The organism is Cellulophaga baltica, assembly GCF_018861125.1.
GTDB classification, from domain to species: Bacteria; Bacteroidota; Bacteroidia; order Flavobacteriales; family Flavobacteriaceae; genus Cellulophaga; species Cellulophaga baltica_A.
Map to the genome: position 1 here is coordinate 36,540 of NZ_JAHKQN010000029.1, position 20,915 is coordinate 57,454.

Consider the following 20,915-nt stretch of genomic DNA (forward strand, 5'->3'; position numbering starts at 1 on the left):
TCCCTATTTTAGGACGGTTAGTATATATTTCACTAGTTATTCTAATTTCACCTTAAGATGAAATTAAATGATAAACCTTATTTTAAAAGTTCAATAACAACTCTTCTGTTTTTAGCTCTACTTGCATTTGAAGTATTCGGTACAACAGGCTCATCTTCACCTTTCCCTATTACTGTTTGGAAACGTGATTGTGGAATGCCTCTACCTCTTAAGAAAGTAACAACAGCTTGTGCACGTCTTTGAGATAAATCATAATTAGATTCTGATGAACCAGTATCATCTGTATGACCTTCTAGTTTTAATTTAGAATCTTCAGCTTGTATTAATAAGTTATAAATAGTTTCTAAAGTGTCTTCAGAAGAACTAGAAATATTTGCACTACCAGTGTCAAAATTAATATTCCATTCACCAGATGCCATTACCTCTTTAGCTTCTTTAGTATAATCTGCTTTATATGCAGTACCAGATTCAATGTCATTAATATTTTTAATGAAGTACAAGTTTACCGCCTCATCATAAGGTACAATACGTTTAACAGACTCGTTAAAACCGAATGGGTTTAATTCTTTTAAGTAACTAGAAACTTGGTTATAAACAGCTTTATATCTATTTGTACCATCAGTAATACCGTAATACTGCATAACATCAGAATAGTTAAAAACTCTAGAACCACCCATATTATAATCGATTCCATTTTTGCTACCTTTCTGACCTTTAAACATGTCATACCAGTATTCTGGAGACTCTAAATCATAAGTTTCAGCAACAGCTTCAGAAGCTCTTACTTGCCACTCATCATATTGTTTCATTTGGTTTGATGCAGTTAATGCAGACTTTAAAATGTTACTCACTATTTGAGGGTGCTCAACAGACCACTCTTTAACAGCAATAATAGTTGTTGCCATTTGGTTGTTGAACTCTTTTGTTGATGCAATATCAGTAAAACCACTTAAAGCATCAAAAACCATTTTATCACCAGGTGTCCATGTAGCACAACCGTCAATTTTTTTATTGATAGTTTTTCCAGTAAGTTTTCCGTTTTTAACTTCTTTTAAAGGAACTGTCCATCCTGATTTTTGAGATTTTATTAATTCTTCTGCAGATTTAATGTAATCATCATCTTGAGAAGGATAAAAATTTACCGCTTCAGGGTCGTAGGTATTTGAATCTGGATTTACTTTTAAACCATTAGCAAAACAATAATTTAGCGCTGTTACCCAGTCACCATCACCTAAAACAGTAGAAATTAAAGCGCCTTTCATGCTCTTCGGGTCTACTTTCCAGCTTGGAGGCCCTATTAATTTATCTTCACCATAACTAATACCTACAGCACCAACTACTTGTACGTGATATTTGTCTTTACCAAATTTATCATCTAAGGCTTGTTGCATAGTACTAATGTAAAAAGGAGCACCATCACCCATCATGATTATTGCAAAAGCACTTTTATCGGCATCTGGGTATTCTTCACCACGATCAAACTCTTCAACAAATTTCATTTGCATGTTACGTAATTCAGAAAGCCAATCTTGACGAATAATTTCAAGATTAACACCGTTTTGTTCCATTAACGAACCTTTCGTAGTTTTTGGTCCACCATTAGAAACAATAATACCTGATTGAGCATTCCAAGCATAAGCGGCAATTCTTACTAAAGGTTTGTCGCTAACAGCATTTGATTTACTAGTTGATGGTAATTCCATTTTCGCAGATGTAATTACATTATTTACATCTTGTTTATCTACGTTGATACCATCTAAAACTTTAGAATCGCCTACGCGCAAACCTGGAGCAAAATAGTATACAGCAGTTAAAATTCCGCCTAACAAAACAATGACGATTAATAATTCTGATAATGTGGTGAGTTTTTTTGTTCGTAAGATCTTACCCATTTTGTGTTGTATTTATAGTTTTTAAGTTATTTATATTTAATCAAACATTTGCCCAAATCCACCGCTTTCTTGCTTGTCTTCATGCGTTAGTTTGTAGTTAGGGTTGCTGTATTGTTCTGAATCTGGAATAAAATCTTTTCCAGTTTTAATATTGTCGGCAAGTGAATCTAACTGAGAGTATAATTCATCGCTATCAACATCATATTTTGAAGTCAGCATATCAATGTCAGTCAAGTTTTCTTGAGTTCTAGCAATATCCATAGCAATAGTTTCTGTAACTACATCTAAAGCATATTCAAGTTCCCAGTCTTTTGTAAATAACATTGCAGATTTTGCGCTGTCTGTTGCTTCTCTTGCTGATCTTGCAAATTCAAATTCTTTTTCAAGCATTTCAATAGTTACTTCAAAATCAGAAATTTTGATGTCAATTGCAGTACCTGCTAAAGTTAATTTGCGATCTAGTTTTCCCATAACGTGGGCTCTACTACCGTATTTTTTTATGAAACTTTTGCTTTGTTCTAATTGATGAGTTACACGTTGTGATTCTGATAATTTTTTAGCAAGCGCACTATGTAAATCTACATATTCATCTGTATCTCTACCGCCAGAACCTTTTTCTTTTACAATGCGTTCCATTTCAGTTTTAAGTTTCTGAGCCTGTTTTTGAAGCATTAAAACTCTATTTTGATATTCTTTGGCTTCTTTTTCAGCTTTATATGACTCAGCTTCCATATTAGACTTTAATGCCTTTATTTTAGCTTTAGATTCTTTAAAAACCTTACGATTTCTAAGCATCTTCATTTTTTGCTCTTGTAATTCACCAAATGGATCGTGTTTTATTAATGATTTATGAAGAAACCTTGTTAACCTTCTTAAACCTTTAAAAATTACAGGGAGCATTAAAATAAAAAACACAATAAATATAGCCACACCTGCCAGTGCAATTATTTGTCCTAAAGCAGTAAATAATGGTGGTAATATATATACCCAGGCGCCATAACCAACAGCTGCAAATAATGCTAGTTTTATGGCTGTATTTAATCCTTTTTCACCATTTCTCCAATTATTAGGGTTTAATGATATTTCCCCTTTTTCATCATCAAAATGCTTTAAAATAGGCAAGTCTAATACATGACTTTTTGATTCTTCAATATTCATTTGTTGTTAGGTTGTTTGTTATAGGTTGTTGTTAACACCTGTAACTACGGTGTTTATTGTTTCTAGAATTTTGTTTTTAGCAATATCATTAGCAACTATTTTTTGTTCAATCTCAGATACCTCTGTAACTAAATCATTATCAATAGAATTTAAGATGTTTTTCTTATTACTAATTTGTGTTTGTAATTCAAGAATTTGCTTTTCTAAAGTAGAAATTTCTGTGGTTAATTCTTTTTTCTTTTGTTGTTGACCAAGTTGTATCTGATCTCTTTTATCGTTTCCTTTGGTTTGGTATTTTTCATGTACATTATTTATTTCTTTAATGTAAAATGAAGCACCTTCTAATAAAGATTGCTTACTGACTTTAGAATCTACACTTTGTGCCATGGTCATGGCCATTTTATAAACGTTTGCATCATTAGAGCCTACTGCTTTTATTGCTTTAAAAAACTCGTAAAAATCATAACCAGGCAGGTTTAAAGAATCAAAACCACTTTCATACATTTCAATAATGGTGTCTAAAACAGAATCATTAATTGCTGATGGATTTACATTAATTGTTTTACTAGGTTCGCTTTCAGGGAATTTTGTACTAGAAGTTATTGTTGTTTTTACTTCTTCTTCAATCTTAGTTTCAGTATTCGTTTTAGAGGTTTTAACTCCTTCTTCATTTACAAATAAAGATTTCCAATTAAACTTTTCTTTTGCCATTTATAAGCTGTTTTTGGTTGGTGCTTCGTTATATTAAACGTATATGTTATTGAAGCTTTAAATTTAAATATTTTTAAAGGACTTCTCATCCCTGTTTTCAGTTATTTGAAATAATTATTTATACTATTAGTATATAAAATTTAGTTTTTGTTACACTTATTTTATTTTGAAAATTTTATCCATGCAAACCTTAATACCACCATTATAACTGCAAAAACTAATAATAGTTGTGTGAAACTTCCTAAAATTAATACGCCAAAAAATGATTTTTGTAAGATGAAAATAAGTAAAAAAGCAATACTTATCATAATAAATAAACTCGAAAGTTTACTAAACCCAGGTAGTTTAGACATTTTGATCTTTCTATTAAGTAGAAAAAGAATCACTAGAATAGCAATAATTGGTAAAAAATAAGAGATCATACTAACCTCAAGCATGCTTTTATGCAAAAACAAAATATTATATAATGTTAAGAATAAAGCTAAAATTCCGGGTATAGCAACACCATAAACTATGATTGACATTATATATTTAACACTCGTAATGTTATTTCTATTTACTATTGAAATACAAATGAGAGTCGCAATCAAAATTATTGCATAATAATATAATACGTATGTATCACGGTTGTCAAACCAGTTAATTAAATCTTGTATGGTCATTTTCGGTTATTGGTCTTAAAGTTTTAATCTTCTTCAAAAACACTAATCTCTTTTACAGTTTTTAGTATTTCCGGAATATCCTCTTCAGTAATTGTAATTAATAATTCTTCGGTAATAGTATCTAGAGTAACAATTCTATTGGCTTGCCTTTCTATTATTTTTTCAAATAAATTTCGCATTGTACGAGCATTACCAAAACCTTTATGTCTCTTTTCATAAACTCTTTCAATTATTTCTAATAATTTATCTTTTGCATCTTCAGTTAATTTAAAATCTGATTTAGTAGCAATAAGTTCAAAAATCTTTAATAATGAATTTGGTTCATAATGATTAAAATTTAAATACCTGTTAAAACGTGATTGTAAACCAGGATTTGATTCAATAAATATTTCCATTTCATCAGGGTATCCTGCAACTACAACTACCAAATTATTACGTAAATCTTCCATACGTTTTAGTATAATTTCAATAGCCTCTTTTCCAAAATCATTTAACCCTCCTCCAGATAAGGCGTAAGCTTCATCAACAAATAAAACGCCATCAGTTGCTGCGGTAATAATTTCGTCAGTTTTTATTGCAGTCTGTCCAACATAACCAGCTATTAAACCAGATCTATCGGTTTCTACCAAATGGCCTCTTTTTAAATAACCTAAGTGTTTAAAAATTCTGCCTAACATTCGTGCAACCGTTGTTTTTCCTGTTCCCGGAGGTCCCATAAAAACAAAGTGTAAAGAATTTTGATTGGTCTTTAAACCTTTTTCTTCTCTTAATTTTTGAACTTTTAAAAAGTTAATAAGGTCATTTACATTTTTCTTAATTTCTTCTAAACCAATTAATTCATTGAGTTCTTCAAGCACTTTTTCTAAAGTGTCGTCTTCAGGAACATCGTTGTATTTAGAATTTTTAATACTAATTTTCGGGTTGCTTACTTTTTTAGAAATCTCTTTTAGTGTTTCCTCTTCTTTTTTGGCAATTGTACCATCAGATTGAGCCATTATTAATGCTGTTCTATTTAAAAAAGAAGCAACACTTTCATAAGCAGAACTATTATTTTTTTTAAGTATTAAAGTAGATAAATATTCAGATTTTAAACTTTCAATTGGTTGAAAGAAAGATGTTTCTTGTATTAGGGCAATATTCTTATCAAACTGATTTGATAACGGTAGTTTTGTAAGTTTTTGTATATCAAAACTTTTAGCTAAATCTTTTCCTTGTAATTTTTCATATAAATAAATTAATGCAAACTTTATTTTTTGAGGAATTCTTGAAGTTGCATTATAATGTAATGAAAATGTGTTGTAAATTTTCACAATATCTCTTAAAACTAAATGCTCAAATTTATAGGAAGTATTTTTAAAGTTAGGATCTAAAATTGAAGCTATAGCTTGTTTGTATGTATTATCAGAATTTATATTTAAACAAATAGCCCAAATTTTAGTTCCCTCTGTACGGAGTAAATCTATAAATTCAGGAGTTATTAGGTTTTGGTCGGTATCTTTATGCATTAAAAAGAGTTAATTATTTAAAGGTAATGAAAATTAATAATCATAATAACCAAAGTTATTTATTTGGTTTGTGGTATAAACTTCAGCTCGTTCTCTGTCTTTTAGTATAAATTCTTCAATAACTAAATCTAGCGTTTCATCATCTGTTTCGGTATCTTCAATTCTGCGTCCGTTATTTTTATAAAATGGTTTAGATTTTAATTTAGAATCATCTTTATAAATAGCAATAAACATTTTAAAATTCTTGTCGTAATCGCTACCATTAAGATATTTAAAGGCATAGCCTGTATAGTTTTCATTTCTGAAAACGATATTCTTCTTTGCTATAAACTTAATTGAATCTGTAGATTTATTATAACTTTTTTGTTCAAAAAGCTGTGCTTCAGCTAGCATTTGTTGTGATTTGAATTCATTAGGAAAATAAGCTAGCTTCCCCTCTTTTTTTAATTTTGAAAATAATAAATTCCTGCTATCCAGCTCAGTTGCTAATTCATTAATTTCACTTTTGTCTACTGTGTTGCCAGAAGAAAGCAAAAGTGCTACATTTGTAGTCTGTATAGTGGCATCCTGTAATAGTGATAGTTTATCAAAAAATAAATGAATTTCTTTTTCTTTTATAAAAGGGTGTAGTAATTGTATGTAGCTTTCTAAAACATTTTTATTTTTAATACTTAATAAATTTGTTTGATAATTGCTTACGTTATTTTTTGATGTATTACCTAGCTCTCTTTTTAATTGAATTTTGGCATCATTTAACATTTGTTTTCTATACTTCTTATAAATTTTTGGTTTTATAAGTCCGTTAGTTTTTAATTTAGCTAAGAGTGAAAAAATGGGTGACTTGTATTCTTCAATTGCACTATAATCTAATATTTCGGGATATAATTTTTTTGCCAACGGCAGGCTATCCATATAAGGTTTAAAGATCTGGTATATTTCATAATTGCTAGAAACTAATGGCAGATCTTTTGACATTAAACTTAAAAGTTGTTCTGCAGAAACATCAGTTTCTTTTTTGGTTATGGCTTGTAATATTTTGGTTTGTGAAGAGGAATTGTTATACGAATTTTCATAAAAATTAGTATAGAACTGCATAGATTCAGAATCATCTAATTGTGCTAAACGTTGTATTAAATAACTCTGTATTTTCTTTTGATCTTCAGTAAAATCAAATTCAGTAATATAATATTTTAGTGAATCAATATGTGATTTATTAAATGCAATAAAAGGATAACCACTTAACGCAATGCTATCATTTGCTTTTAATGCACTAAAAAAAGTAGTGGTTTTATCAAGAAGTAAATTTTCACCAATTACAGTATCTAATGGTTTAAAATTATCAAAAAATTTAGTTATGAATTTACTAGGTTTTTCGGCTGTATCAATAACAGCTTTAAGTTCGTAAAGTAAGCCTTGTTTAATAACATTTTTTATAAGTATACCTCTCGTACTTGCAGTGTCAGTTAAAGTAAGTTCTAATACATCAAATCCGTCATCATTACTTTTGGTTATTACATTTTTAATATTAAATTTTTTATTGCTATATAGCTTTTTTCTAAGCTTCCAGATAGAATCAATATTAGGGAACATTAGAAAATCGTGAGACTTGTTTAATTGTACGTGAACTGCTTCATTATTTTTATTTTGGTAGATTGTTTTTTTACTGTAAGCATTATAAGGTTTAATATCTTTTTTCTGATAACTATTACTGTTTGCAACAAATTTAGGAGGCTTTACAGAAGTCACAGTTGAAAAAAACAGAGCGGTATCTTTAACTTGTGTATACGCTTCAGTATATTTTGGGTTTTTAATTTTAAAAGAACTAAAGTACTTGATGGCTTCATTACTGTTTGAAGAAATCATTCCTAATAAATAATAATTTTCACCTTTTAATTTTGTGTATAAATGAAGTTTTTTATTGGTTAAAGTATCTATTATAGCAGAGGATAATAAACTATTATTTTTAAATTGATTATAAACAGGTTTAACCTCTAATTTTTTGTAAAATATTTTTTGAATACGTTTTAGCTCAAAAGTGTCTTCTTCAATAAATTTATAATCATGTAAAGTTGATTTTTTTAAAAACCGATAAGAATTATTTGTGGAGTCAAATGCTTGTATTAATCTATTCCCATTTCTTTTTGAGTTAGTAAAACTATAAGTTTTGGGCATATCAACTTCAAAATCGTCATAGTTTGAACTTACTTTGTGTAGTGTAGAATTTAAATTTTTAAGCTTAATGCTTTTAAAAATAGTGTCTGCATATTGAGATACAAAATCATCATGCCCACCCATTTTAAAAACGATAATTTCTAATGGAGTAACGAATATTTGATAGCGTTGGTATTCACCATTTTTAAGAAGATTTTTTATGTCAATTCCTTGGTATCCATTTTTTATGATGAATTTTTTTTCAATTATTTTACCAGGTATATTTTCAAACAAGAGCTTGTCAATAGCATCAATTGTAAGTGTTTTTTCTTTGTCTAAATATGAAAATGTAGGGATTCTATTAGCGGTGAAAAAACTACCATTCGCTAGATCAGGTGACACATAAAATGTATTAGAAAACTCAGCTATTGGATATAATTTATTAGGCAGTATAATAGAAAAAAATTCGTCGTCTACCGTTTCTAAATTATACTTGTTTTCTCTTATTTTTTCTTCAAAATTTTCTTTTAATTTATTGCCCTTTCTTGTGGTCTTTGAAGTTAATGCTTTAACAGTATACCCTTTTTTCCTTAATAAAGAAATCACTCCATTTTTACCTGGTAAATGAGCAGCTCCAATACCTGCAAATACTTTTGCTTTTTGTATTACGGAATCAAGCTTAGTTGCCATGTTCTTATTACGTATATATAGCATATTCTTCAAATAATAATCAGTATACATTCCTTGGTCTAAGGAATCTAATAAATTAATATTTCGCTCTCTATACGCATCTTCTAAAAGCTGTAACGGTTCTTGAAGTTGCATTTTTTTCTGCAACCAATCTGCAGGCTTATCTTTTACACTGTTAAAACTCGCACGGCCAACTAGCGTTGATGATTCTTCATTGTCTTCAAGTGCAACAATGGGTTTGTTAAATTTTTTCCCTGCTTGATAAATAAACATATCAAGATAAGTGTCTTCTTCAAAATTTTGAGAAGTTTGATCTGTTCTGTATAAAATATTATTGATCATTTTATCTTCAAGACCCAAAAAAGCTGCAATCTCTTCTTTTCTCGGCGGATCCATTGTAAATGACCTATCGTAAAACGCTTTTGTTATAAATGTTTCCCCAAAACCATAAGTTATAGCATCATTGTTTTCTAACCAAGTATTTGGGTCAGACTCTAAAGCGATAACTTCACTTTTGTCTAATGCTTCAAAAAAAACATCATCTAACCTAAATGCGATTTTTTTACTAACATGCATGGTTCCATAGAGATAAGAACTTTTTTCTAATCCGTTTCCTGAAATCTCCCACAACAAACTATTTTTTTCTTGCGCATTAATTGCAAAAAAAGTGCTTAAAAAAACAAGAATAAAAGTTAATTTAATGGACAGTTTTATTTTCATGAAATTTAAACAAAGCATTGTATTTATACAGTATAACGCACTATTGTTCTAATCTATTTTGTTTGTTCATTGTTTTTTAAAACCACTCTTGTACGTGCAATACTTTCAGGATAATTTTCTTGTAAAAAGGTAATTAATTTTTCGCGTACCAAAACACGTAAATCCCATGCGGTTGGTGAATCTTTTGCACTCATTAAAGCTCTAATTTCTACACTTTGGGCTAATGAATCTGTAACTTGTAAAACATTCACCTTACCATCCCAAAGGTCTGTACTTTCTAAAACACGAGTAAGTTCTTTTCTAAGTTCGTCAAATGGTACATTATAATCAGTATGTAAAAAAACAGTCCCTAATATATCAGAAGAGGTTTTGGTCCAGTTTTGAAAAGGTTGTTCTATAAAATAGGTGGTTGGTAATATTAACCTTCTTTTGTCCCAAATATTTACAACAACATATGTTAATGTAATCTCTTCAATGCGGCCCCATTCGCCTTCAACAATTACAACATCGTCCATTTTAATGGGTTGTGCAATTGCAATTTGAATTCCTGCTAAAATACTACCAATCATTTTTTGGGCAGAAAAACCAATAACAATACCGGCAACACCAGCAGAAGCAAAAATACTTACTCCAATTTCCTTTATACTATCAAAACTCATTAAGGCAATACCAATTGCTAAAATTATAATGATAAAAATAATGATCCGTTCTAAAATATTAAATTGTGTATATACTTGTCTTGCTTTTAAATTATTTGAAGCATTTACATCGTATTTAGATATTACCTTTCTTTTAATAACTTTTAAAGTTACAATTATCAACCAAGTGATTGATATAATAATCAGTAAAGTACTTATTTTGCCTAATACAAAAGAGAGCTCAGTAATATCTAGGTATTCATGAATAATTTTTAGACCACATAAAATACCTAAAAAGAGAATAAAAATAGGGGTGCTAACTTTTTTTATTTCACTTTTATTAATCAGATATTTAGGGTCTTTACCGAATCTACGTAAAATACGAACGGTTATATATTGAAGTAATACTAACGTTAGAACAACAACTAGTATAATAATTAATGTGTTTGGTTCATTAAATAGATTTTTAAACATATACTTTTGTGTTTATTGGTTAGCGTACAACATAAGAAAACAGTACTGTTTTGCTGTTAAATCTATGTGAAAATTGAATATAACTATGCAATCATAGATAAAGTAATTAAAATAATTCAACTTTTAAAATTAGCATGTATTATTTTTGCGTCACTAAAGTAAATTAAAATAGAATGAAAGGAGTTTTATTAGTTAATTTAGGTTCACCAGATAGCCCGACACCAAAAGATGTAAAACCATATTTAGATGAGTTTTTAATGGATGAACGTGTTATTGATGTGTCTAAAGTTTTGAGAAACATAATAGTACGTGGTTTAATACTTCAAACAAGACCAAAAAAATCTGCCGAAGCTTATGCAAAAATTTGGTGGGATGAAGGTTCTCCTTTGATTGTTATTTCTGAACGGTTTACTGAAAAATTACGTAAACATACTCAAATGCCGGTTGCATTAGGCATGCGTTACGGTAGTATGACAATTAAAAATGCATTACAAGAATTAAAAGATAAAGGTGTAGATGAAGTTTTGTTGGTGCCAATGTATCCGCAATATGCGATGTCATCTTTTGAAACAGTAGTTGTAAAGGCAATGGAAGTTAAAGATGAGTTTTTTCCTGAAATGAAATTTACAACGCTTCCTGCATTTTATAAAAACCCAGAATACATAAAAGTATTATCAGAAAGTATAGGAGAAAGTTTGAAAGATTTTGATTATGACCATGTGTTATTCTCATACCACGGAATACCAGAACGTCATATTCGTAAATCAGATCCAACACGTTTTCATTGTAAAATAGATGGTAGCTGTTGTCAAACAAATTCTGTAGCACATAATACATGTTACCGTCACCAATGTTTTGATACAACTGAAAATGTAAGAGCTTTTTTAAACTTGCCAAAAGACAAAGTGAGTATATCATTCCAATCTCGATTACCAAAAGATCCGTGGTTGAAACCTTATACTGATTATGAGTTTGAACGTTTCCCTAAAGAAGGAAAGAAAAAGTTGGCTGTAATTACACCTGCATTTGTTGCTGATTGTTTAGAAACATTAGAAGAAATTGCAATGGAAGGTGAGGAGCAGTATACAGAAGCAGGTGGTGAAGCTTATAAACATATCCCTTGTTTAAATGATAGTGACGATTGGGTTGGAGTAATGGCAAAATGGGTTAATGATTGGGAAGTTAGTGGAAAACTTCCTGCATAATGGCAAAAGTTTCCTCTGAAAAATTAGGTTCGTTACCAATAGGTAAATTATTGATTAACCAAGCAGTACCAGCTTCAATTGGTATTTTGGTAATGTCATTGAATGTGTTGGTTGATTCTATTTTTGTAGGAAATTGGATTGGTTCAATTGCAATTGCAGCTATAAATGTTGTATTGCCGGTTTCATTTTTTATTGCAGCACTAGGTATGTCAGTTGGTATTGGTGGAGCTAGTATAATATCAAGAGCCTTAGGTGCTAATATGTATGAAAAAGCCTTAAAAACTTTTGGAAATCAAATAGCATTAACACTTGTTATAACTATTAGCATGGTTGCATTGGGCTTGTATTATGTAGATAGTATAATCCCTGCTTTTGGAGGAAAAGGTACTATTTTTGTCCCTGCTAAAATTTATTATACAATAGTATTATACGGTGTTCCCTTTCTTGCACTATGCATGTTAGGGAATTCTGTTATACGAGCAGAAGGGAAACCAAAATTTGCCATGATAGCCATGATAATTCCTTCAATTGGCAATTTGATAATGGACTATTTTTTCATTTATATTTTTGATTGGGGAATGGAAGGCGCGGCTTGGGCTACTACTACAGGTTATTTATTAAGTTTTGGCTATATTTTATATTTTTTCCTTTCAAAAAATTCAGAATTAAAAATTAATTTTTCTCATTTAATATTTGATTTTCCTCTACTAAAAGAAATAGGCTCATTGGGTTTTGTTACTATGGCAAGGCAAGCGGCAACTAGTGTTGTGTATTTACTAATGAATAACATACTTTTTGGTTTAGGCGGCGAAGCAATGGTTGCAGTGTATGCTATTGTGGGCCGTATGTTAATGTTTGCTTTATTTCCTGTATTTGGAGTTACACAAGGTTTTTTACCTATAGCAGGCTTTAATTATGGAGCAAAAAAATATGATAGAGTACGTTTAAGTATCAATACAGCTATCAAATACGCATCAATTTTAGCAACTGTTGTATTTATAGGTCTAATGTCTTTTCCAGCAGAAATAGCTTCACTTTTTTTAAGTTCTAAAACGGGAATGTCGGCAACAGAATTAGCAGTGAATGCATATGTTTTAAAGCATTCACCTTTTGCCATGCGAATGGTATTTGCTGCAACGCCAATAATTGCCTTACAATTAATAGGAGCGGCTTATTTTCAGGCAATAGGTAAAGCAACTCCGGCACTGCTATTAACGTTAACTAGGCAGGGTTTCTTTTTTATTCCATTGATATTAATTTTGCCTAATTATTTTGATGAATTAGGAGTTTGGATTTCGTTTCCTATTGCTGATGTTTTAGCTACAATAGTTACAGGGTATTTTTTAAGAAAAGAGATTAAAAAAGATTTAATATAAAACTATCTTATCAAAAACTTTTTTGACTGTTTTTTCATCATACTTTCTTTCAAGTCTTCGTATTGAAAAATGTGCTTGTGCCATACTTTGAAAGTGGTTCATGAATGCCAAATTAATAGCCCCACCACCTGCAGCACCTAAAATAGGAATTGCTTGAGCTACAAATTTTTCAGATACTTGAACACTAAATCTTGAGGCTATAGCGCCCAAAACTTGAATTATAGGGTTTGAACTTGATTTTAATAATGTTGAGGTTATTTTTCCTGCGCCAGCAGTAGCTCCTTTCATAGTAGAATTTAGTGTTATTCTTGTAGCATAATAACCTGTATCTAAATTATCATCATGTTTAGATTTTCCACCTAAAGCAAATACCTGTAAACATGCTAATTGTGTGTCTAAATCTGTAATATCTTCACCTTGGCTACGTGCTATATCCATAATAGATCGCATCATTATTTTAGTGGTCAAAGTTAAATCGGCAGTAAAAGCAATCATACCAAAGGTTCCGCCTAAAACTCCAGAAGTGGTAACCATAGCTTTGTAAGCATTATTAATCGGTTGGTTAGTAATTTTATCAGCTTTCATTGATAATAAATTTGCATTTACTACTTTCAATAAAATATCATAACTGATTTTTTGTAATTTATTTAATTGCTTTTCTGGTAGTAAATCTATCTTATTCTGTATTACATTTCCAACTTTATTAAGTCCTTTCATCGCCCAGCCAATATCGTCCATTTGCTGTTTAGCTTGTGTTAATATTAGTAAGTCTTCTTCTGAAATTTCTTTTTTAGATTTGGTATTAAACATGGCTAGATAAAATTAAAAATTACACTTATTAGTAGTGGAATTTAATGATTTGTTACACCAATACATATTTTTAAATTTGATAGAGCACATATTATTTTCAGAAACGTTCAAATCTCCTTAATTTAGGGAGTGACTAATTATAACTAACTCAAAAGATGATAACGAATTTTTTAAGAAGTAGTATGCTTTTACTGCTTATTACTGTATTCCCTTTTTCTAGCCAAGCTCAGAAAAGAAAAAAATCAAAACAAACAACTGTTCAAATTCCTGAGAATTTATATTCTAGTTTAGAGTATAGGTTAATAGGTCCTTTTCGTGGTGGCCGTTCTGCAGCAGTTACAGGTGTTCCTAACCAACCAAATTTATTTTATTTTGGCGCAACAGGTGGAGGTGTCTGGAAAACTACAAATGGAGGAAGAGAATGGGAAAATATTTCTGATGGCTTTTTCGGCGGTAGTATTGGTGCTATTGAGGTATCAAAAAGTGACCCAAATGTAATTTATGTTGGCGGTGGCGAAAAAACACTTCGTGGAAACGTTTCTTCAGGTTACGGAATTTGGAAAACAGAAAATGCGGGTAAAACATGGGAATCATTAGGCTTAGCTAAGAGTAGACATGTGCCAAGGTTGCGAGTGCATCCTACCAATTCTGATATTGTGTATGCTGCAGTTTTAGGTAATATTTATAAGCCAACACAAGAACGTGGTATTTATAAGAGTGTTGATGGTGGAAAAAACTGGAAGAAAGTTCTTTTTGTAAATGATCATGCAGGAGCTGTAGATTTAGTTATCGACCCCAATAACCCTAGAATATTATATGCTTCTACTTGGCGTGCAGAGCGTACACCGTATAGTTTAAGTAGTGGTGGTGAAGGTTCTGCTCTCTGGAAAAGTACAGATAGTGGAGTTACTTGGACAGAAATTTCAAAAAATGAAGGTTTCCCAAAAGATACTTTAGGAATTATCGGAGTAACGGTTTCGCCTAAAAATTCCGATCGAGTTTGGGCGATAGTTGAGAATAAAGAAAAAGGAGGCTTGTACAGGAGTGATGACGGTGGTGAAAAATGGACTCAAGTAAACAAAGAACGTAAGTTGCGCCAACGTGCGTGGTATTATACACGTGTGTATGCAGATACTGAAGATGAAGATGTGGTTTATGTTTTAAATGTAAATTATCACAAATCTACAGATGGCGGAAAGTCTTTTTCAACATTTAATGCCCCACATGGTGATCATCATGATTTATGGATAGCCCCTGAGAACTCTAAGAGAATGATTATTGGCGATGATGGTGGTGCTCAAATTTCAAATGATGGTGGTGAAACTTGGAGTACGTACTACAACCAACCTACAGCTCAGTTTTATAGAGTAACTACAGATAATTCTTTTCCATATCGTATATATGCAGCGCAACAAGATAATTCTACAATCAGAATAAAACATAGAAGTGACGGTTCTAGTATTTCTAGTGAAGATTGGGAAGAAACAGCTGGTGGAGAATCTGCTTGGATTGCTGTTGATCCCAAAAATGATGATATTGTTTATGGTGGTAGTTATGATGGTTTTTTAACACGTGTAAATCATGATAAAAATACTGTTCGTGGTATAAATGTTTGGCCAGATAATCCAATGGGTGCTGGCGCTGAAGCTATGAAATATCGTTTTCAGTGGAATTTTCCAATCATATTTAGCAAGCATAATCCTAAGAAACTATATACATTTTCCAATCATGTGCATGTTTCTGAAAATGAAGGACAAAGCTGGACACTTTTGAGTGATGATTTAACAAGAAATGATTCAACGAAATTAAAGTCGAGTGGAGGACCTATTACTCAAGACAATACTAGTGTAGAATATTATTGTACCATTTTTACAGCTAATGAAAGTCCACTTAAAGAAGGTTTGCTATGGGTTGGTAGTGATGATGGTTTAATTCATGTAACTAAAGATGGTGGAAAATCTTGGGAGAATGTTACACCAACAAATATGCCCGAATGGTCAATGATAAATAGTATAGAACCCTCTGCTTTTGATGAAGGTACATGCTATGTTGCGGCTACAAAATATAAGTTAGGAGACTTTAACCCGTATTTGTATAAAACTACAGATTATGGTAAAACGTGGACTAAAATTACTAATGGAATTAAAGATGAACATTTTACAAGAGTAGTTCGTGAAGATCCTAAGCGAAAAGGTTTACTTTACGCAGGTACTGAAACAGGAATGTATATTTCATTTGATGATGGAACAAATTGGAATCCGTTTCAAATGAATTTACCTGTTGTACCAATTACAGATTTAACAATTAAGGATGATAATTTAATTGTTGCTACACAAGGTAGAAGTTTATGGATTATTGATGATTTAACCGTTTTACATCAGCTTGAAACGAACGACCAAAATAAAAACGTTATTCTATTTCAACCTAAAGATAGCTATAGAACAAAAGGGAGATCAAATAAAAAAGCGTCAAAAACATCAGGTCAAAATCACCCGAATGGTGTAGTAACACATTTCTATTTAAATAATGTAAAAGAAACAGATAGTATTGCTTTAACTTACTTGAGTATAAAGGGAGATACGCTTGCTACATTTTCAAATACATCAAAAGAAAAAGATGAAAAATTGAAAATTGAAAAAGGTGGCAACACACATGTCTGGGATACAAGAGGCAAAGGAGCTAAAAAATTAGATGGAATGATTTTTTGGTGGGCAAATTTTGATGGAGCAAAAGCTGTTCCAGGCTCTTATAAGGTGAGTTTGTCATTTAATGGAGCGGTAAGTTCTAAGGAGTTTAAAATTTTACCAGATCCTAGAGCTGAGGTTTCTGTTGAAGCCATGCAAAAACAATTTGATTTTATAAGTGATATCAATACTACAATTGACAAAGCTCACACTTCAATTGATAAAATTAGAACAATTACAAAACAATTAAGTGCTTTTGAAAAGCAGTATAAAGATAATGAGTCAACTAAAGTTTTAATTGAAAAAGCAAAAGCTATGAAAGAAAAATTTGCTGAAGTAGAAAAAGCTTTATATCAAACGAAAAACCAAAGTAGACAAGACCCTTTAAATTTCCCTATTAAATTAACGAATAAGTTAGGACATTTAAATAGTTTGGTTTCAATTGATGATTTTCCGCCAACTGAACAAGATATTGCGGTTAAAAATAAATTAACGGCTAAAATAAATGAACAATTAAGTATTTTTGATGCGCTGATTAGTACCGAAATTGAAGCTTTCAATGAAGAGTTTAATCAGTTGAAACTTAATTATCTATTTATAAAAGACTAATGACAGAAATTTACGGTTATATAAAATCATTACATTTGATATTTGTAATTACTTGGTTTGCAGGTCTTTTTTATGTGCCAAGATTGTTTATTAACCAAATTGAAGCATCTTTTCGTACTTCACCAGAAAAAGAAATTCTAACTAAAGAATTTAAGTTGATGACAAAAAGATTGTGGTATATTATTACATGGCCATCAGCAATACTAGCAATAGTATTTGCTGTTTGGTTATTGATACTTTTTAGTGAATGGTTATCACAACCTTGGATGCATGCAAAACTTGGTTTTGTATTCTTGTTAGTTATTTATCACCTAAAAACACATCAGATATTTAAACAATTGCAACGTGAAGAAATTAAATATTCTTCTAATTTTATGCGCATCTGGAACGAAGGTGCTACTATTTTGTTATTTGCAATTGTGTTTATTGTTATCTTAAAAAGTGCCTTTAGTTGGGTGTATGGTGTGGCAGGTATTATTTGTTTAGGTGTGTTATTGATGCTAGGTATTAAGTTATATAAACGCATTAGAGACAAGAATCCCAATGCTTAAAATATTTTGGTGCAATTATTGTTATCTTTAATTTCAAAACTAGAATAGTTGCTTACAAAGTTCTCTCTTAGGTCTCGAATATTTATAGCCATGATTTTATTGGTGCTAGTAGCATCTGTATTAATTGCGGGTGTAACAATTTACCAATATGGTGAACAGGCAAAAGATTATCACCAAGATCGATTAGAGCGTAAAGAAGAACAGATAAAAGAAAACATACGTTATACACTTCGTAAAACTACCTATGTCGCTACAACCGAGAATTTAGATTTAATTTTTAAAGATGAAATTTACGAGATAGCTGATGTGCTCAATGTAAATTTTAATATTTATGACCTTGAGGGTGGTTTAATTAAGAGTTCAAGACCAAAATTTGGGAATGATTCTATATCCATGTGTTTAACACCATCAGTATTAAACCATCTAAAAAATAGTGTTGATGCTCGCTATTTAGAAGAAAAGGCAGTAGCAGGAAACAGCTACCAAGCTTCATACACATACATACTTGACAACAAATTTAAGCGCATAGGAATTTTAAATTTACCTTATTTTGAAGATAATTCTTTTAATGATAAAGAATTAAAAGAGTTTTTAGTTCGCCTTGCTGGTGTTTATGTTTTAATGTTATTGATAGCTATTTGGTTGGCATTTTTTATATCAAAATTCATCACACGCTCTTTACAAGATGTGTCTGATAGGATGAATGCTACTTTTTTAACCAATACGAATGAAAAGATTCGTATTGATAATCCGTCAAGTGAGATTGAAAAGTTGATTGATGCATATAATGCAATGATTGATGAACTAGAAATAAGTGCTATAAAATTAGCCAAAAGTGAGCGTGAGCAAGCTTGGCGTGAAATGGCTAAACAAGTTGCACACGAAATTAAAAACCCATTAACACCAATGCGTTTAACCGTTCAAAGTTTTGAGCGTAAGTTCAATGCCGATGATCCTGACATAAAATTAAAAATCACAGAATATTCAAAAACTTTGATTCAGCAAATTGATACGATGAGTAGTATTGCAGGTGCATTCTCCAATTTTGCACAAATGCCAGCACAACAAAATGAAACTTTGAATGTGGTTAAAATTGTAAAGCTCGGACTTGATATTTTTAATGAAAATTACATTCGTTTTATAGCTGATGATGAAGAAATTATAGCAGAATTAGACCGTACACAGCTAATACGTGTAGTGACTAATTTAGTTAAAAATGCTATTCAAGCAGTGCCTGATGTTGCATCACCGCGCATATTAGTAACCGTTTCTGCTGAAGATAAATTTGTGAAAATTTCAGTAGCAGATAATGGTGTCGGAATTACAGAAGAGAATAAAGATAAAATATTTGAACCCAAATTTACAACTAAGACCAGTGGTATGGGCTTAGGTTTAGGAATGGTTAAAAATATTGTAGAGACTTATAATGGTTCTATTGATTTTACTTCATTGCCTGAAAAAGGAACTGTGTTTGTTGTAAAGTTTCCGAGGGTGTAATATAATAATACTTTTCTATTGCAAGTTATAGACTTATGAGCAAAGAGAAACAAGAAAATATAGATTATATAGGATTATTAATTCTAATTGCTTTTTCGACATACTTTTATTTAACTTATGATAGCTGGAGTTCCATTGAAAATATTAGATCACTAAAATATAAAGGGAAATTTTTGGTTGGCATTTTTTATGGTTTAAATCAAGTTCCTACAGGTTATTTTCTAGGGCGTGGAATATTTTTAGCAGTATCTATTTATCTTTTAAGAAAACTATATTTTAAATATAGGTCTAAGAATTAAAGTCTTATTTAAAAAGAAGCAAAATTTCTATTTTTGTTTAGATGAATCATTTTATAAAAACATTAAAAAATCCAGTTCTTCATTCACTTAATGAAACACATGAAAAATTTAAAATAAGTTTTAATGGTGTAGATTTTTATGACCCTGAAATCTGTCCGTTTGGTGCGTTTACTGATGCTTCAAAAACAGCAAAAGCTTTGAATTCATATGGTGAAATTTCTGAAAGCTTCTTTTTAGTATCAGAAAATGAAACTCCAATTTTTGATGAAAGCCAAGTGGCTTTAGATCGTAAAATTGAAGGTTGTCAAATGGTACTTGATAATTTGATACCTGTGGATATTAATGAAACTATCACTGCTCTTACAGAAGAACATATTGATGCTATTTATGATTTGATTTGGCTAGTAATGCCCGGTTATTACAGAAAAAGAACTTTTGAAATGGGAAATTATTACGGCATTTTTAAAGATAAAAAATTAGTCGCTATAGCTGGTCAAAGATTGCAAACAAATGAATTTATTGAAATAAGTGCAGTAGTTACGCACCCTGAATATACAAGGCGTGGTTTAGCGAAACAGCTAGTGTATTATGTAACCAAAGAAGTGTTAAATGCCAACAAAAAAGCCATTTTACACACTACTAAAGGTAATGCGGCTATTAAACTATATGAGAAATTAGGTTATAAATTAACTAGAGATATGAACTGGTGGTATTTTCATAAGAAATAATAAATTTTTTATGAAATATTAAACAATAAAATTCTTACATAATAAAGTTATAAAGCAATCGTTTTATTTTCTCAAACTTAAATAAAATATTATGAAAAAATTATTTTTAGCCTCAACTTTTCTATTAAGTCTATTGTTTGTTGTGATAAAGACGATGATGGTGAATCTATCAATCCATTAATTGGTTCATGGACTTATTTCCAAGAGGAAATTGATGGTGAGCTTGTAGAAGTGGACGATTGTGATAAAAAAAATACTGTCGTCTTCAATGAAGATATGTCATTTGAATTTATTGCTTATGGCAGTATAACTGGTGATCCAGAAGAATGCGAAATAGATAGCGATAGTGATACAGGCGAATGGAGTATTCCTTCAGAAGGAGTTTTAGCTATTAGTTACGCTAGTGATAATGATGATAGTGTTGAAGAAGCAATGTATACAATTGATGGAGATACACTTACTATAACCTCTGAATATGAAAACAATAATGGCGAAACAGAGTCAGATGTAGTAGTTTATATTCGCAAATAGAAAATTAAAAATAAAAAAGCCAGA

15 protein-coding genes are annotated in these 20,915 nt (G+C 30.7%); 8 read left to right on the top strand and 7 right to left on the bottom strand.

The window, feature by feature from the left end:
* Positions 1 to 77 precede the first annotated feature (77 nt).
* From KO500_RS14270 to KO500_RS14295, 6 genes are all read right to left on the bottom strand, one after another.
* Positions 78 to 1,892: an OmpA family protein gene (locus KO500_RS14270; protein ID WP_215957240.1), complete on the bottom strand. Its 1,815-nt coding sequence runs from the start codon at positions 1,890 to 1,892 to the stop codon at positions 78 to 80.
* 36 nt (positions 1,893 to 1,928) lie between these two features.
* Positions 1,929 to 3,050, bottom strand: a complete 1,122-nt coding sequence (locus KO500_RS14275) for a hypothetical protein (protein WP_215957241.1) — start codon at positions 3,048 to 3,050, stop codon at positions 1,929 to 1,931.
* Between the two features lie 18 nt (positions 3,051 to 3,068).
* Positions 3,069 to 3,761, bottom strand: coding sequence for a hypothetical protein (locus KO500_RS14280; RefSeq protein ID WP_215957242.1), 693 nt, complete (start codon positions 3,759 to 3,761; stop codon positions 3,069 to 3,071).
* 685 nt (positions 3,762 to 4,446) lie between these two features.
* Positions 4,447 to 5,928: an AAA family ATPase gene (locus KO500_RS14285; protein ID WP_215957243.1), complete on the bottom strand. Its 1,482-nt coding sequence runs from the start codon at positions 5,926 to 5,928 to the stop codon at positions 4,447 to 4,449.
* 33 nt (positions 5,929 to 5,961) lie between these two features.
* Entirely contained in the window at positions 5,962 to 9,489 is a 3,528-nt protein-coding gene (locus KO500_RS14290) for a TraB/GumN family protein (protein ID WP_215957244.1), read from the bottom strand.
* A gap of 53 nt (positions 9,490 to 9,542) precedes the next feature.
* Positions 9,543 to 10,601, bottom strand: coding sequence for a mechanosensitive ion channel family protein (locus tag KO500_RS14295; protein ID WP_215957245.1), 1,059 nt, complete (start codon positions 10,599 to 10,601; stop codon positions 9,543 to 9,545).
* A gap of 173 nt (positions 10,602 to 10,774) precedes the next feature.
* Between KO500_RS14295 and hemH the strand changes: the two genes are divergently transcribed.
* Both hemH and KO500_RS14305 read left to right on the top strand, forming a co-directional pair.
* Complete coding sequence (gene hemH / locus KO500_RS14300; RefSeq protein ID WP_215957246.1) at positions 10,775 to 11,806, top strand: ferrochelatase; 1,032 nt, start codon at positions 10,775 to 10,777, stop codon at positions 11,804 to 11,806.
* Positions 11,806 to 13,182 carry an MATE family efflux transporter gene (locus KO500_RS14305; RefSeq protein WP_215957247.1) on the top strand — a complete coding sequence of 459 codons (1,377 nt, stop codon included), beginning with the start codon at positions 11,806 to 11,808 and terminating at the stop codon, positions 13,180 to 13,182. Before hemH ends, KO500_RS14305 begins: the two co-directional genes overlap by 1 nt.
* Here the strand turns inward: KO500_RS14305 and KO500_RS14310 are convergent.
* A complete protein-coding gene (locus KO500_RS14310) occupies positions 13,174 to 13,992 on the bottom strand; it encodes an EcsC family protein (protein WP_215957248.1) in 819 nt (272 codons plus the stop codon). The genes KO500_RS14305 and KO500_RS14310 overlap by 9 nt on opposite strands.
* Positions 13,993 to 14,174: 182 nt before the next feature.
* On the opposite strand from KO500_RS14310, the gene KO500_RS14315 reads away from it, so the two are divergent.
* The 6 genes from KO500_RS14315 to KO500_RS14340 all read left to right on the top strand — a co-directional run bounded on the left by KO500_RS14315 (position 14,175) and on the right by KO500_RS14340 (position 20,891).
* Entirely contained in the window at positions 14,175 to 17,285 is a 3,111-nt protein-coding gene (locus tag KO500_RS14315) for a WD40/YVTN/BNR-like repeat-containing protein (RefSeq protein WP_436835712.1), read from the top strand.
* On the top strand, positions 17,285 to 17,836 hold the full coding sequence (locus KO500_RS14320; protein WP_215957250.1) for a CopD family protein: 552 nt from the start codon (positions 17,285 to 17,287) through the stop codon (positions 17,834 to 17,836). The genes KO500_RS14315 and KO500_RS14320 overlap by 1 nt, the downstream gene beginning before the upstream one ends.
* 90 nt (positions 17,837 to 17,926) lie before the next feature.
* Positions 17,927 to 19,333 carry a sensor histidine kinase gene (locus tag KO500_RS14325; protein WP_215957445.1) on the top strand — a complete coding sequence of 469 codons (1,407 nt, stop codon included), beginning with the start codon at positions 17,927 to 17,929 and terminating at the stop codon, positions 19,331 to 19,333.
* A 35-nt stretch (positions 19,334 to 19,368) separates the two neighbouring features.
* Positions 19,369 to 19,632 (top strand): hypothetical protein, encoded by a 264-nt coding sequence (locus KO500_RS14330; RefSeq protein WP_215957251.1) that lies wholly within the window; start codon positions 19,369 to 19,371, stop codon positions 19,630 to 19,632.
* A 41-nt stretch (positions 19,633 to 19,673) separates the two neighbouring features.
* Positions 19,674 to 20,360 carry a GNAT family N-acetyltransferase gene (locus tag KO500_RS14335; RefSeq protein WP_215957252.1) on the top strand — a complete coding sequence of 229 codons (687 nt, stop codon included), beginning with the start codon at positions 19,674 to 19,676 and terminating at the stop codon, positions 20,358 to 20,360.
* Between the two features lie 180 nt (positions 20,361 to 20,540).
* Complete coding sequence (locus KO500_RS14340) at positions 20,541 to 20,891, top strand: lipocalin family protein (protein WP_303488923.1); 351 nt, start codon at positions 20,541 to 20,543, stop codon at positions 20,889 to 20,891.
* Positions 20,892 to 20,915: the final 24 nt, after the last annotated feature.

Bases quoted from the DNA above. Each gene is read 5' to 3' on its own strand.
- KO500_RS14270 (WP_215957240.1), bottom strand. From the start codon at position 1,892: ATGGGTAAGATCTTACGAACAAAAAAACTCACCACATTATCAGAATTA.
- hemH (WP_215957246.1), top strand. From the start codon at position 10,775: ATGAAAGGAGTTTTATTAGTTAATTTAGGTTCACCAGATAGCCCGACA.
- KO500_RS14310 (WP_215957248.1), bottom strand. From the start codon at position 13,992: ATGTTTAATACCAAATCTAAAAAAGAAATTTCAGAAGAAGACTTACTA.
- KO500_RS14275 (WP_215957241.1), bottom strand. From the start codon at position 3,050: ATGAATATTGAAGAATCAAAAAGTCATGTATTAGACTTGCCTATTTTA.
- KO500_RS14330 (WP_215957251.1), top strand. From the start codon at position 19,369: ATGAGCAAAGAGAAACAAGAAAATATAGATTATATAGGATTATTAATT.
- KO500_RS14295 (WP_215957245.1), bottom strand. From the start codon at position 10,601: ATGTTTAAAAATCTATTTAATGAACCAAACACATTAATTATTATACTA.
- KO500_RS14325 (WP_215957445.1), top strand. From the start codon at position 17,927: ATGATTTTATTGGTGCTAGTAGCATCTGTATTAATTGCGGGTGTAACA.
- KO500_RS14280 (WP_215957242.1), bottom strand. From the start codon at position 3,761: ATGGCAAAAGAAAAGTTTAATTGGAAATCTTTATTTGTAAATGAAGAA.
- KO500_RS14285 (WP_215957243.1), bottom strand. From the start codon at position 5,928: ATGCATAAAGATACCGACCAAAACCTAATAACTCCTGAATTTATAGAT.
- KO500_RS14305 (WP_215957247.1), top strand. From the start codon at position 11,806: ATGGCAAAAGTTTCCTCTGAAAAATTAGGTTCGTTACCAATAGGTAAA.
- KO500_RS14335 (WP_215957252.1), top strand. From the start codon at position 19,674: ATGAATCATTTTATAAAAACATTAAAAAATCCAGTTCTTCATTCACTT.
- KO500_RS14320 (WP_215957250.1), top strand. From the start codon at position 17,285: ATGACAGAAATTTACGGTTATATAAAATCATTACATTTGATATTTGTA.
- KO500_RS14315 (WP_436835712.1), top strand. From the start codon at position 14,175: ATGCTTTTACTGCTTATTACTGTATTCCCTTTTTCTAGCCAAGCTCAG.
- KO500_RS14290 (WP_215957244.1), bottom strand. From the start codon at position 9,489: ATGAAAATAAAACTGTCCATTAAATTAACTTTTATTCTTGTTTTTTTA.